The following is a 13,417-nucleotide window of genomic DNA, read 5'->3' on the forward strand; positions in this document are numbered from 1 at the left end:
TAACTGCCCGTTCCCCCAACCCCACCAGCAACACATAAAACTGAATATTAATCGAAAATAGGTATATATGATTACTTTATAGCTTTTATGCAGTACAATTCGCGACCATCAATTGCACTGATAACACTATTCACAACAGGAAACTTGATGGACACAGCACAACCACTCTATAAAAATGTTGGCGTACAAGTAGTCATAGCAATGATTATTGGTACGGTAGTTGGCGCAGTAATGGGTGAGCAAGCTGCTATATTTGCCCCACTTGGCGCGATCTTCATCCATTTAATTAAAATGCTGGTTATTCCACTCATTGGCGTGTCGATTATTTCTGGCGCAGCCAACCTTGGTAACAGCCCTGCTGCAGGTAAAATTGGCATTTCTACCTTTGGCTTCTTTATGGCAACCTCTGCGGTTGCAGTGGCTCTCGCCTTAGTTATGGGTTCTCTATTCCAGCCTGGTACCGGTTTAGACTTAAGCCAAGCTAGCGATATGTTTTCTAACGAATACGCCGATAAAGGTGGCGTACCAGGTGTAATGGAAACCGTTATCGGCATGATCCCAGAAAACATTTTTGCCTCGTTAATGGATGCAAATATTCTGCAGATCATGGTGTTTTGTTTGTTCTTCGGTATCGCCTTATCTAAGCAACCTAGCGATAAAACAGCTCCTATCATGAGCGGCTTAGACACTGTTATTCGTGCCTTTATTTGGATGATCAACGTAGTAATGCTAATTGCGCCACTTGGTGTATTTGGTCTTATGGCTGAATCGGTGGGCACCTTTGGTTTTGCCATGCTAGGTTTAGTCGCTAAGCTGTTTGGCGTGTATGTAGCAGCTATTCTTATTTATGGTTTTGTCTTCTACCCACTCACCATTAAGCTGTTCTCTAACATGTCGGTGCGTGAGTTTATGAGTGCTATGAAAAAGCCTCAAGCAGTGGCGTTATCAACTTCATCATCTATGGCAACCCTGCCGGTTACCATGGAAGTAGTAGAAGAAGAACTAAAAGTATCTAAAGCGACAGCCTCTTTTGTACTGCCTTTAGGGGCAACCATTAACATGAGTGGTAATGCTATTTACTACGGTTTAGTGGCGGTATTTTTTGCGCAAATGTTCCAAGTAGACTTAGGCTTAGCGGCTTATGCGGCAATTATTTTTACCGCTACTTTGGGGGCAATTGGTCAAGCAGGTGTTCCAGGCCCATCGTTCTTGGTAGTCGCGGTATTGCTAGCGGCAGGCATTCCTATTGAAGGCCTACCACTATTGTTTGCATTGGACCGTATTTTCGACATGATCCGTACTTCGTTAAACATCACTGGCGATGCAGCTTGTGCCGTGATTGTTGATCGTTTTAACGAAAAGCACCTTTAAGCACGGAACGATTCGGGGCGCAGATGATGGCGCTCCAGTAACTTATAAAACTCGGTGCGATTACGCATCGCTAAGCGCGCTGCCTGACTCACGTTACCTTGAGTTAGGCGCAATAACCGCGCTAAATAACCTCGCTCAAACTCATCCCTAGCCTGAGAAAAACTCACCAACTCGGCCTTTTCTCGCAAGGCTTGTTGAACCAGCTGCGCCGGAATCAACGGCCCAGTAGATAAGGCATTGGTTTGCTCAACCACATTCATTAGCTGCCTAACATTGCCTGGCCAACGCGCCGATACCAAGCTAGACATGGCTTCTGGAGAATAGGTTTTTAGCGCACTGCCTTGGCGATCGGCAATTTGCTGGCTGAAATGATGCACCAATAAAGGAATATCCTCTCGGCGCTTGGCTAATGGCGGCAAGCCCAACTCAACCACATTAAGGCGATAATAAAGATCTTCCCTGAACTCTTGTTGCTGCACTGCTTGATATAGATCTTGGTGGGTGGCCGAAACAATTCGCACATCAACTGGAATGTTCTTGGTTGAACCCACCGGACGGACTTCCCGCTCCTGCAGAGCACGCAGTAATTTAACTTGCACACTTAAGGGCGTATCAGCGATTTCATCTAAAAATAAGGTTCCACCGTTAGCTGCTTGAAATAAACCGGGATGCGCATTGGCTGCACCACTAAACGCGCCTTTGGCGTGACCAAATAGCTCGGACTCAAACAAGCCTTCGGGAATAGCTGCACAGTTCACCGCAACAAATGGGCCTTGGTGACGCTGGCTAGCCTGATGAATCGCCTTAGCCAACAACTCTTTACCCGAGCCACTTTCACCCTGAATCATGATATTTACATCACTGGGTGCAACTTGTTGAATTTGCTTGATCAGCACATCCATTATTGGGCTACGACTAATAATGTCACTGCGCCAGCTAGCCTGAGGTTGTTGGCTTTCGCCTTCCGCAATATTTGGCTGAAGCTGTAAAGCATCAGCTACTTTTGCCAGCAACTCTTGGCTATCGAAAGGTTTAGTTAAATAGCCAAATACACCTTGTTGAGTGGCCGCAATAGCATCGGGAATATTACCGTGAGCGGTAAGTAGCATCACCGGCAAGCTGGGGTACAACTGCTTTATTGCATTAAACAAAGCAAGGCCGTCCATACCGTCCATGCGTACATCACTAATAACCAGCTGGGCCGGGTAGCTTTCCAACTCTGCCAAAGCTTCTTTGGCGCTGGCAACAGCGTGCACTTCATATCCGGCTGATTGTAATCGCAGGCTTATCAGACGTAGTAGGCTGGGGTCGTCATCGACAACCAGTAGCTTTCCGCCTTGATGATTAATTTCGTTCATTTAGTTGTTGCTCAATTCGCGTGAGTTCATCTAGCTGCATTTTTAATGCCCCAATTTGCTGCTGCAGTAAATCTTCTTGCTGCTGCTGGGTAGAAGCGAGATCTTCGTATTTATGTAACCAACGCAAGCTATCCGCAATTTGGTCGTTTAAGGCCACCAGCATGCCACGTTGGGCAAATACTTGCTCGCTAGCTAAAGCCTTATTAAACAGCGCATGAGCGCGGTGCGGATTCTTCACTGGTGACTTCTTATAGGCATATATTAGGCCAAGTTTAATACCATTATTACCCTGCTGCGGATCCAGTAATAACAGCTCTAACTCGTTGAATATTTGATCTTCACTGAGGCTTTCAAGATTTAAATAATAGGCCGCTGGGTCAAACTTACCCAACTCAAGTTGCTGAGCGTCGCTAACAGGCACCACTGGTTGATTGGGGCGTGTTAACTCACAACCGCTAAGCATTAGCGTTACCATACTAAGCAGCATTACGTACAATTTAACTTTCATCTAACTCGCTTCCCTGTAAACCTTCTACGACAAATCGACTGCCTTGTTCTAAGCGTTGATAACGCAAACTGGCGTGTTGCCGTTCAACTAACTCTTTGGCAATGGTTAAACCTAAACCGCTGCCTTTTAAACGCGGATCTTTAGCGGTTTTTCCTTGAACGAAGGGTTGGAAGATCCGTTGCTGTAGCTCATCTTCAATGCCTTCACCTTCGTCATCAATATATAAACTTACCCCGTTTACCGTGGCAAACGAGCCCAGTTTTATCACCCCAGCTTGTGGCGAGAACTTAATCGCGTTCGACAATAGGTTATCGACGATCACCCGGAGCTGCTCTTGGTTGGCCATCACACAGCTCTCTCCCAACTCTATCTTAGGGTTTAAGCCCCGGCTAGACAGGCTCAAGCGATGGCTTGCTAACACTTTTTCAATAAGTGGCTTTAAGTCCACTGGGTGATGCACTTGTTCACCTGGGGTATCCAACAGCAAATTAAAATCCAGCAAGGCTTCAATCAACTGCTGCAAGCGCAAACTGCTATCACGCAGTATTTCGGTAATTTCCTGCTGCTGAGCGTTAAGTGGCCCTGCACTGTTGTCATAGAGCAGTTCGTTACCTTCACGAATAGCCGCCAACGGAGTTTTTAGCTCATGCGAAATATGTCGAATAAAAGCAGTTTTTTGCTGCTCTAAACTCAATAGCCTTAAACGCATATCATCCAATGCATCGGCAATCGCCATCACTTCGGTAGCCCCACTTACCTTAATGGCTTGCTCAAACTCGCCCGACTTTAAACGGGCTATTTGTGGCCGTAACTGTTGCAAGGGCCGAGTAATAACCAATACCAGCAATACCGCTGCGGCCAAGGCAAAAGGCAGGCTTATCATGCTAAACAACAAACGTTGCTGAGCCTGTTGCGTGGTATGTTGCAAAGCCATAGCCAGTTCATTAATTAAACTTTGACTACGTTGGTCGAAGCGATGACTTAAGCTAGCAAAGCGCTTAAATTGTATATTTAGAGCCACTCTTTGTAAGGCTTGAGGGCTCTCCATTAGCTCACTTAAAGATTGCAGTTGCTGCTCTAATTCATAAACAATCTGCAATAGCTCTTTATCTTCAGTGCCAGTACGCAGCTCAAACAAACCCTTAGATACCCGTTGCCACTGGCGTTGATAAAGCTTTAAACGATTTTCATCGGCAAGTACTCTAAATTGCCGCGCACTGCGTTCTAAATCTAATAAAGACTCATCTAAACGTTTACTTGCCGACACCACTTGCGCCGACAAAAACGCGGTTTGCTGGCCTTGCATAGACACTTGTTGCAAATAATATGAGGCAAGCAATAAACTAAGTAATAAGGGCAATCCCAAGGTGGCTAAGGCCCAAAAGCTAAGCCGGCGAATAGAGGCCAGCACGCGAAAATTAATCAAACAACTATCCCTAGCGAGGAACAACAATCCAAACAGCGGACTATAATGCCAGAGATGCACAAAAATCCCACTGTCGCCAATCAGAGACAGTCATTACATATGATGAATAACCAAGCTAAGTCTCTGATTTAAGGTACAAGTGTAAACTTTTGTTGCTAGTAGGCTAGATTTAAACCGCAAATTTTCCCACCACTGTCGCCAATCAGCGACACTTTTTGTCACCCCTATAACTAAGGCTTTGATTTTTAAGTGCTAAATTTTTGGCTTAATTTGTGCTGTAGCTCACAGGGTTTAGGGTGAGCGGCTTCTTATTATCTCGCCAAATTATTTAGCTAAAGGAATCAAAATGGAACAGTTTGATCAACGTTGTTTAAGAATTGGCGATTGGATTTTCGAAATAAAAATGGTGCGCGCTATCCGAGTAAGTGAATATGGGCAACCCTATGATGCCTGCGCTAATATCAACTTTAACGGCACCCAAGCCTACATCGACAGCCAACTCACCCGCAGTGACAACGCCTTTAGCGGTAAGGACTTTGCCAGCTTCGTACAATTTTGCCAAGAAATGGGCATTACCGATGCTTGCTACGACCGCTATTCCCAAGGAAAGCGCCGCAGCCGCAACATAAACATTAGCGAAGATCAGCGCCAATCTCCCAAAGTGGTTAACTTTCCAACTAGCCCACGCTAAATCGCGCTGCAATCATCTTCGCAAATAGTGGTTGAAAAGCGCTCAATTTTCTTTGATAAGCGCTAGTGTTAAAGGCTTGCCAATGGTAATCTCAAAGATTGGCTAAACGCACTTGTTTAGCCAAACAGCAAACACAAAGATCATAAAATAAAGGATGTAAAACGGACCATGAAAGTAGGTTTGGTTGGTTGGCGCGGCATGGTGGGTTCCGTGTTAATGCAGCGTATGCGCGAAGAGAGCGATTTTGCCCACATAGCTCCGGTTTTTTTTAGTACTTCTCAAGTAGGTATTGCAGGTCCAGATGTTGGCACCGGCGAAACCATCTTGCAAGATGCCTTCGATATCGACAGCCTAAAAACCATGGACACCATTATCACCTGTCAGGGTGGTGATTACACCAAAGACGTTTACCCTAAACTACGCGAAAGTGGTTGGGACGGGTACTGGATTGATGCAGCATCAGCACTTCGTATGGAAGATGATGCAGTTATTGTATTAGACCCAGTAAACCGTGACGTGATTGACCAAGCCTTAAGCAAGGGTGTAAAAACTTATGTAGGCGGTAACTGTACCGTTTCATTGTTATTAATGGCCATTGGCGGATTGTTCGAAAAAGACCTTATCGAATGGGTTAGCCCAATGACCTACCAAGCTGCTTCTGGCGCTGGTGCGCGTAACATGCGTGAATTAATCAGCCAAATGGGCGAGATTCGTGACGATGTAGCCACAGAGTTAGCCGATCCAGCATCTGCCATTCTTGATATCGACCGCAAAGTGGCCGATAAAATGCGTAGTGACGATTTCCCTACCGATCAATTTGGCGTACCGTTAGCTGGCAGCTTAATCCCTTGGATTGACGTGCCACTAGCCAGTGGTCAAAGTAAAGAAGAATGGAAAGCGCAAGTTGAAGCGAACAAAATTCTTGGCACCAGCGATCAACAAACCCCTATCGACGGGATATGTGTGCGCATTGGCGCTATGCGTTGTCACAGCCAAGCGCTTACCATTAAGCTGAAAAAAGACATTCCAGTTGCCGAGATTGAAGAAATTTTAGCCGCTCACAATGATTGGGTAAAAGTAATTCCAAACGATCGCGAATTATCAGCTCAAGAACTTACTCCAACCAAAGTAACTGGCACACTTAGTGTTCCGGTTGGTCGTATTCGTAAGCTCACCATGGGCCCCGAATACATTTCGGCCTTCACAGTGGGTGACCAATTGCTATGGGGCGCAGCAGAACCGCTACGCCGTATGTTGCGCATCTTAATTGGCAAGTAAGCAAGTTTAAAATCGATAAAGCCCAGTTAATCAACTGGGCTTTTTTTTGCTTTTCATTAGCTCAGCAAGTTACAAATTGGGATTTTAAACTGGGCCATTTTCTCCCTTGAACAACACAAACAACAATTAAGCAGCAAATTGTTTTCATAGCTGAGCAAAATTTACTAAGCTATTGATAAGAAAAATATCCTTTATTTACTAATTCGTTGAAATTGTAGGAATCGCGATGAAAAAAACTCTCATTGTTGCCAGCGCCATTGCCTTACTGGGAGCTTGTTCAAGCTCTGCTCCTGAACAAAACCAAGGTGTGATGATTACCGAGAAATCAACCGATGTGGTTGATTGTAATATTCTAGGGGTATTTAACGTAGACCCGCAAAGTTTAGACAGCGATAGCGGCAAACAAGAGTTAAGCCAGCGGGTTATTAGCCTTAAAGGTAATGCAGTGCAACTGATTCCTTTAACTACAGCCGAGCCTGAGTTAGTTAGCGCACATGTTTACCAGTGTCCCGAGGCTTCATAGTAAGTTTGATAACCTCGAATGAAGGAGCTTACTCGGCTCCTGTTGGTTCATTATTGATTAACAAAAGCCGTATTGTTTACAACGCCAAATAAGCAGGCTGCGAATGGCGTTAAGCAACGAGTATCGATGGAGCTCATATGAGCGATAAAATTTTAAAGAAAGCGACCCTAAATTTAAAAAAAGCTGTGCCTTTGATGATGAAGCATCAAATTCCTGCCACTCCTAGCAACTATGCCTTATGGTATTTGTACGTTGATGATCAAAACCCTGAGCTAAATGCAGCCATTGACGAAATCATTAGCGAATACGACACCGTTCCCACTACTAGCAGCCAAATCCTTTATCAAAATCATATTGCTAGCCAAGAAGAATTAGATGTGAAAAGCATGCGCCATAGCCTAGAAGCCATGGCCACCGAGCTGTCACAAACCATGACCGATACTGGCTCAGATACCAACGCCTTCCAATCCAGCATAGATAAGAACTTCGCCAAATTAAATCGCATTGAAGAAGACGGCATTCCACTAGAACAAGTGCTTGGCTTAGTCCGTAACCTGATTGACGATGCCGCCAGCATTCGACAAAGCACCGACTTTTTCAACTCTCAATTAGGCAAAGCCCAAGCTGAAATCGAGAACCTAAAGAATCAACTTAAAGAAACCGAGAAAGAAGCTCTCTACGATGCGCTTACTGGCGCGTTGAATAGACGCGCCTTTGACGCAGATTTTAAAGACTTGTTCGATTCAAGCCCGGAAGGTTTGTGCATTATTCTGGCCGATATCGATCACTTTAAAGCCTTTAACGACAATTACGGCCACGTTCTCGGTGACCAAGTACTAAAAATTGTGGCTAAGCGGATTAACGAAGCATGTCGCGATGGCGCAAAAGCCTATCGAATTGGCGGTGAAGAGTTTGCCATTATCTGCCCTAAATCTAACCTACGCTCAGCGCGCCATTTAGCTGAGTCGGTTCGCCGAGCCATTGAGAAGCTCAGTCTTAAAGATCGTCGCTCCAACCAACGTATCGACAACATCACAAGCTCCTTTGGTGTGGCCGAATACAACGTGGTGAGTAAGTCTCGGGCGATTGTTGATGCAGCAGATACCCAGCTTTACGAAGCCAAAAGGCTAGGTCGCAATCGAGTAATGCCTATCGTTAGCTAAATGTGACCGGCATGCTTCTTTGCCAAAAGAAGCATGCCGGTAAGCCGCAAAAATACAATTTATTAACAATTCTCCTAGCTAAATCACAGCAATCTCAGTTTCACTTGTTACATTGAAAGGTATTAACACCAAAACTATTGTTCTAAATGAAAAAACGCATTGCGATTATATTGCCAACCTTGTCTCAAACCATCGATCAGCAGGTGATTCGAGGCATTCAAACGAGTCTTGATCCGCAATTATATAGCTGCCTATTCATGCCTGTTGGCTACCTCCCTGATGAGCAAGATTTTCAAGACAAAGATCTATGGCTTATAAAACAATTAAGCAAACTAGATATAGACGGGGTGGTCTTATACGGCGGCGGTGTAGGCTACAAGACCTCAGATAAGGTAATGCGCAAAGTAGTTGAAGCGATTGGTGAGCTACCCATCGTGAATGTTGGATCGGTGATAGAAGGCATTCCATCGGTACTGGTCGATAACTACAGCGGCATGTATCAACTCACCCAGCATATGCTAGAGATTGGCTGCAAAGACATTCTGTATATCGACGGCCCAGAAAACAATTTTGACTCCCAGCAACGTTATAAAGCCTTTAGAGATGTACTCGCAGAACATGGTTTAAGTCACGCTCCTGAACAACACCTGCATGGCGATATGACACCGGTTGGTGCAGGCAAACTCTGCCATCAATGGCTAGCCAAGCAGCAGCGTCTGCCCGATGCCATTATGTGTGTTAATGACCTAAGCGCCAAAGGTGTAATCGAAGAACTCGATAAGCAACAGGTGGCTATTCCAGAGCAAGTAAAAGTAAGTGGCTTTGATGATTTTGAATATGCCGATGCCATTCGCCCTAGCCTCACCACCGCAATTTATCCCGCTCAGCGCACTGGTTCTCTTGCGGCGCAATTAGTGGTCGAAAGCATTAATGGAGCAACTCTCGACGCCCAATATCAATTAGAAACCATGTCGATACTCCGAGCGAGCACCGGAGCTCCAGCAAAAGATGTAGAGCTACGCAGCAACGACGAGCAAAACCGTTTGCTTATCCAACAGCGCGACAGCAATGCCCAGCGTCTAGCAGTAACTCGCTTGCTGCACCAACGACAAACCTTAGATGCAATTTTAACCCAAGCGCAACCCACCCTAGACGAGCTAGGTATACCTGAGCTGTATATCTATCAGCAAGGCTTTAGTGAACAAGGAAAAAGCCACACTTATTTGGCTCACCGCTTACAACCTGGCAGCCTAGCCTTAGCAGAATCGGTAACGCCCTTGCCAGCCGCCTTTGAGGAAGTCATTGGCGACAAAGCGCATCAAGGCTTATGGGTGATAAGCGAACTTAAAAGTGGTAACCAGCACTTTGGCTACATGGTAGCGCTTACTGAAGGTGTGCATGCTGAATTCATCGAATTTATGGCACCACAAATCGCCGATATTATTGACCACCAGCGGCTACTCGAAGAAACCAAACAATACCAAGCTCAAGTTGAGTTAAGTGAAAAAATGGCCGCCTTAGGCGGCTTGGTCAGTGGCGTTGCTCATGAAATAAATACCCCTTTGGGCAACAGTTTACTAGCAGCAAGCCACCTTAAAGAACAAATAGCGCTGTTGGCTTCTCAAATGAAAAACCAGCAGCTTACCAAAGCCAATTTTGAAAAGTTTGTTGATGATGCCTCCAATACCAGCGACATTATCATTAGCAGTGCGCAACGCGCTGCAGAACTTATCACCAGCTTTAAGCAAGTTGCAGTAGACCAAAGCTACGAAGAGCAGCGCAGTATTAACCTTGCCGACTACATCAACAAAGTTCTCCGTAGCTTACAACATCAACTTAAGGGCACTAAGGTTAGCCTCGATACTCAGCTAGAGCCAAACCTGCATGTATTTACCTATCCGGGAGCGATCGCCCAAGTAATTACCAATTTGTTTGGCAATGCGCTTATTCACGGTCTCGACCATGGAAAAGCCGAAGGCAAAATCAGTATTACCCTAGAAAAAGCTGGCCAAGGCGCGCAACTCATCGTAGCCGATACAGGAAAAGGTGCCAGCCAAGAAACCGTAAGCCACATTTTCGAGCCCTTCTATACTACAGCCCGAGGCCAAGGGGGCTGCGGCTTAGGTATGCATATCGTGTATAACCTCATCACCCAAAAACTGCAGTGGCAGCTACACGTTGATACTCAACCAGAAAAAGGCTTTCGCTTTATTATCTCGATTCCACAGCAGGCGCTAAACCAAACTGAAGCGGCCAACTAAGTAACAAATAATACTGGCGTAAACTGGGAGGTAAACCGCTTAGTTTTTTACTAATATCACTTCGCTCATAAGGTGGGTATTGCCACTCTCGCTCTAACACAGTGTCTTGGTTCATCTTGAAAGCCCATGCTCAATTCTCCTTCCCAGTGTGGCTGTTATTGCGAACCTGCAGGTGACATTTCAATGAACAATCAGCGGCAATTTGTTAGCCCATGCATTTACTAAATTTGTTAGAATCAGACAACAGCAATTCCGCTTAAATTAATTTTTCCTGAACAATGACTCTTAGCCAAAAAAAACGCGCTCAAATAATCAATGCAGCTATCGCTGAATTTAAGGCTAGTGGCTATGCCGCCACCAGCATGGATCGCGTTGCTCAAACGGCTCAAGTAAGTAAACGCACTGTTTATAACCACTTTCCCAGTAAACAGGCTTTGTTTATTGGCATTGTTAGCATGATGCTAGATTTGATTTCTGCAGCCACTAAAATGGACTATTCCAGTCAACTGAGTTTGGCAGAACAACTGCAGCAACTGGCGCAAAAAGAATTAAGGTTATTTGCCGATCCCGAGTTTATCGACCTTGCTCGATTAGTGATTGCCGAAGCGATTCATATGCCAGAGCAAATGGTTGCAACCATGCAACATATGGCTACCTTAGAAAACAGCATCAATTATTGGTTTGAATGTGCCATTAAAGATGGACGCATCCAAAGTGAAAACCCTAGCTTGGTAAGTAGTCAGTTTTTGTCCATGTTAAAAGGCCGCTGTTTTTGGCCACAAATTATCAACCGCATGCCAATGCCAAGCGCTGACGAACAAGCAGAACTTGTAGAAAGCTGCATTGCCATGTTCTTAAGTTATTACCAGCCTAAGCCATAAAAGCTACGGGTTTTTATCGATGTCGCCAAGGTGGGCACAGCATGTTTAAAGTTATTGGTTTAATCGCCCTTTTAATGATTGGCACCCTGGTCGGCTTGGTGATGTTTCCACCGCCAAGTAGTGAGTTTCAAGATAGTCCTTTAGCAGAGCACAGCGTAAAACCGCAGTTAGTCGCGCAACTAAACGGCATACCAAATGCGGCCAGCCTTTTGTGGCTGCCAAAACAACAGCACTGGTTAATTGGCACTCTGGCACCACAAACCGTGTTAGTCACTGGTTCTGCAAAACTGGCTTACCTTAACCCGCCGCTCACCGAAGCCAGACTAGAAGAGTTACCCGCCAGTGGCGATATCGCCGATTTAGTCTTGTTAGATGATCATCTAGTGGGTATTTCCAGCGATGCACGCTTATTGTATTTTGAGCTAGCCGAGCAAAGCTGGAAGTTTGTAGATAAGCGCAAATGGTTACGTGACGGCTTACATCATAAAACAGCAGGTTTGATCTGGGATCCACAAGCTCAACTTCTTTATACCTGCGAACGCGAAGGCCTAAAACGCTGTTATCGCGGCAACCGCGACGGTCAACAACAACAAAGCTTTGAGCTGAGCCGCACAGGCCAGCAAGATCAGCTCTCTCAATATCAATTAGGCAGCATGACTTTGCATCAAGGTAGTTGGTTTGTGCTCAGCTCTCGATACAGTAGCCTATTGGAAATTGAGCCACAATCTGGGGAAGTGCTGCAGGTAATAGCATTGGAACAAGCCGATACCGCGCAAGCCATTGCTAGCGACGGCGAGCAACTTTGGTTACTTTCGGTCATACGCCAGCAACCTGAGGCGGCTAAGCTAGCAACAATTCCTTTGCCTTAAGCCCATTATAGGAGCACGCATGTTAAACGTTGGTATTATTGGATTTGGTTTATCTGGTCGAGTATTTCACGGCCCATTGATTAGCGCCCATCAGCAGCTGAACGTATTTGCCATAGCAAGCTCTCGCAAGCAAGAGATTGCCGACGCTTACCCCAAGGCATTATGTTTGGACAGCGATACACTGATCAATCACCCCAACATCGATATTGTCGTTATCGCCAGCCCCAACTCGCTGCATGCAGAGCAAGCCGAACAAGCCATGCTAGCCGGCAAACATGTAATCGTTGAAAAACCCTTGGCCATAACCAGCGAACAATGTCTGCAACTGCAACAAATCGCAGACCAAACCGGTAAGTGTTTAAGCGTGTTTCATAATCGCCGCTGGGACAGTGATTTTTTAACCATCTCTCAGCTGCTTGCTAGCCAAAGCCTTGGTCGTATTCATAGTTATTCCGCCCATTTTCACCGCTATCGCCCAGTAGTGAAACAACGCTGGAAGGAGCTCGACCCTCAAGGCGGCGGAGTGCTCTACGATTTGGGCGCTCACCTTATCGACCAAGTACTTAGCTTATTTGGTAAACCAGACAAACTATGGGCTCATCTGGATACTCAGCGTGACGGGGCGGTAACACCTGACAGCTTTGACCTACAGCTGATTTATCCCGACAAAAAAATACAGCTTAGCTGTAATTCCTTAATGGTTGAGCCAGGCCCACGCTTTCAGGTACATGGTAGCAAAGGCTCCTACGCTAAATGGGGCATGGATCCTCAAGAGCAGCAACTTGCAGCTGGCTTGTCGGCCAATGCAGCGATATTTGGCCAAGACAATAATCGCAGCGAAATTCACTTAGCAGGCCAAGCCTTGTTGCATAAGTCATTAATTAAAGGTAATTATTTGGCATTTTATGATAACTTTGTAAATGCAGTGACTAAGGGTGAACCGCTTGCCGTAAGTGCTCAGCAAGCCAGCGAAGTAATTGCCTTAATCGAACTAGCTACTCTTAGCCACCAGCAACAAACGATATGTTCGCTTAATTAGGCGAATAGCTTTTATCAACGACCCACTTTGCTTAGCCAAGGCTTGGGTG

At 45.6% G+C, this 13,417-nt stretch carries 12 protein-coding genes; 9 read left to right on the plus strand and 3 right to left on the minus strand.

Going from position 1 to position 13,417, the window contains the following annotated elements:
• Positions 1–147: 147 nt before the first annotated feature.
• Positions 148–1,371: a dicarboxylate/amino acid:cation symporter gene (locus ACYFDN_RS16335; protein ID WP_483511961.1), complete on the plus strand. Its 1,224-nt coding sequence runs from the start codon at positions 148–150 to the stop codon at positions 1,369–1,371.
• Here ACYFDN_RS16335 and ACYFDN_RS16340 read toward each other — a convergent pair.
• Genes ACYFDN_RS16340 through ACYFDN_RS16350 form a run of 3 tightly spaced genes read right to left on the minus strand, consistent with a single transcriptional unit; the run spans position 1,368 to position 4,663 of the window.
• Positions 1,368–2,729: a sigma 54-interacting transcriptional regulator gene (locus tag ACYFDN_RS16340; RefSeq protein ID WP_152783974.1), complete on the minus strand. Its 1,362-nt coding sequence runs from the start codon at positions 2,727–2,729 to the stop codon at positions 1,368–1,370. The genes ACYFDN_RS16335 and ACYFDN_RS16340 overlap by 4 nt on opposite strands.
• Positions 2,716–3,237, minus strand: a complete 522-nt coding sequence (locus ACYFDN_RS16345) for a hypothetical protein (protein ID WP_016403827.1) — start codon at positions 3,235–3,237, stop codon at positions 2,716–2,718. Before ACYFDN_RS16345 ends, ACYFDN_RS16340 begins: the two co-directional genes overlap by 14 nt.
• Positions 3,227–4,663 carry a HAMP domain-containing sensor histidine kinase gene (locus ACYFDN_RS16350; RefSeq protein WP_152783976.1) on the minus strand — a complete coding sequence of 479 codons (1,437 nt, stop codon included), beginning with the start codon at positions 4,661–4,663 and terminating at the stop codon, positions 3,227–3,229. Before ACYFDN_RS16350 ends, ACYFDN_RS16345 begins: the two co-directional genes overlap by 11 nt.
• Positions 4,664–5,009: 346 nt before the next feature.
• Here ACYFDN_RS16350 and ACYFDN_RS16355 point away from each other — a divergent pair, with 346 nt between their 5' ends.
• The 8 genes from ACYFDN_RS16355 (at position 5,010) to ACYFDN_RS16390 (ending at position 13,368) form a co-directional block, all read left to right on the plus strand.
• On the plus strand, positions 5,010–5,354 hold the full coding sequence (locus ACYFDN_RS16355; RefSeq protein ID WP_016403829.1) for a hypothetical protein: 345 nt from the start codon (positions 5,010–5,012) through the stop codon (positions 5,352–5,354).
• A 168-nt stretch (positions 5,355–5,522) separates the two neighbouring features.
• Positions 5,523–6,632, plus strand: coding sequence for an aspartate-semialdehyde dehydrogenase (gene asd, locus ACYFDN_RS16360; RefSeq protein WP_152783978.1), 1,110 nt, complete (start codon positions 5,523–5,525; stop codon positions 6,630–6,632).
• Between the two features lie 226 nt (positions 6,633–6,858).
• Positions 6,859–7,155 (plus strand): putative periplasmic lipoprotein, encoded by a 297-nt coding sequence (locus ACYFDN_RS16365; RefSeq protein ID WP_221075481.1) that lies wholly within the window; start codon positions 6,859–6,861, stop codon positions 7,153–7,155.
• Positions 7,156–7,292: 137 nt separating this feature from the next.
• Positions 7,293–8,318, plus strand: a complete 1,026-nt coding sequence (locus tag ACYFDN_RS16370) for a GGDEF domain-containing protein (RefSeq protein ID WP_016403832.1) — start codon at positions 7,293–7,295, stop codon at positions 8,316–8,318.
• 146 nt (positions 8,319–8,464) lie between these two features.
• Positions 8,465–10,579, plus strand: a complete 2,115-nt coding sequence (locus ACYFDN_RS16375) for a substrate-binding domain-containing protein (protein ID WP_483511963.1) — start codon at positions 8,465–8,467, stop codon at positions 10,577–10,579.
• Positions 10,580–10,857: 278 nt separating this feature from the next.
• The gene (locus ACYFDN_RS16380; RefSeq protein WP_152783986.1) at positions 10,858–11,460 is read left to right on the plus strand and encodes a TetR/AcrR family transcriptional regulator; all 603 of its coding nucleotides are present in this window, start codon (positions 10,858–10,860) and stop codon (positions 11,458–11,460) included.
• A gap of 41 nt (positions 11,461–11,501) precedes the next feature.
• Complete coding sequence (locus ACYFDN_RS16385) at positions 11,502–12,329, plus strand: hypothetical protein (protein WP_483511964.1); 828 nt, start codon at positions 11,502–11,504, stop codon at positions 12,327–12,329.
• A 19-nt stretch (positions 12,330–12,348) separates the two neighbouring features.
• Positions 12,349–13,368, plus strand: coding sequence for a Gfo/Idh/MocA family oxidoreductase (locus tag ACYFDN_RS16390; RefSeq protein WP_483511965.1), 1,020 nt, complete (start codon positions 12,349–12,351; stop codon positions 13,366–13,368).
• The last annotated feature ends 49 nt before the right edge of the window (positions 13,369–13,417 follow it).

This window comes from Agarivorans sp. D1326 (genome assembly GCF_056958115.1).

Bases quoted from the DNA above. Each gene is read 5' to 3' on its own strand.
- ACYFDN_RS16335 (WP_483511961.1), top strand. From the start codon at position 148: ATGGACACAGCACAACCACTCTATAAAAATGTTGGCGTACAAGTAGTC.
- ACYFDN_RS16345 (WP_016403827.1), bottom strand. From the start codon at position 3,237: ATGAAAGTTAAATTGTACGTAATGCTGCTTAGTATGGTAACGCTAATG.
- ACYFDN_RS16340 (WP_152783974.1), bottom strand. From the start codon at position 2,729: ATGAACGAAATTAATCATCAAGGCGGAAAGCTACTGGTTGTCGATGAC.
- ACYFDN_RS16390 (WP_483511965.1), top strand. From the start codon at position 12,349: ATGTTAAACGTTGGTATTATTGGATTTGGTTTATCTGGTCGAGTATTT.
- ACYFDN_RS16370 (WP_016403832.1), top strand. From the start codon at position 7,293: ATGAGCGATAAAATTTTAAAGAAAGCGACCCTAAATTTAAAAAAAGCT.
- ACYFDN_RS16375 (WP_483511963.1), top strand. From the start codon at position 8,465: ATGAAAAAACGCATTGCGATTATATTGCCAACCTTGTCTCAAACCATC.
- ACYFDN_RS16380 (WP_152783986.1), top strand. From the start codon at position 10,858: ATGACTCTTAGCCAAAAAAAACGCGCTCAAATAATCAATGCAGCTATC.
- ACYFDN_RS16355 (WP_016403829.1), top strand. From the start codon at position 5,010: ATGGAACAGTTTGATCAACGTTGTTTAAGAATTGGCGATTGGATTTTC.
- ACYFDN_RS16385 (WP_483511964.1), top strand. From the start codon at position 11,502: ATGTTTAAAGTTATTGGTTTAATCGCCCTTTTAATGATTGGCACCCTG.
- asd (WP_152783978.1), top strand. From the start codon at position 5,523: ATGAAAGTAGGTTTGGTTGGTTGGCGCGGCATGGTGGGTTCCGTGTTA.
- ACYFDN_RS16365 (WP_221075481.1), top strand. From the start codon at position 6,859: ATGAAAAAAACTCTCATTGTTGCCAGCGCCATTGCCTTACTGGGAGCT.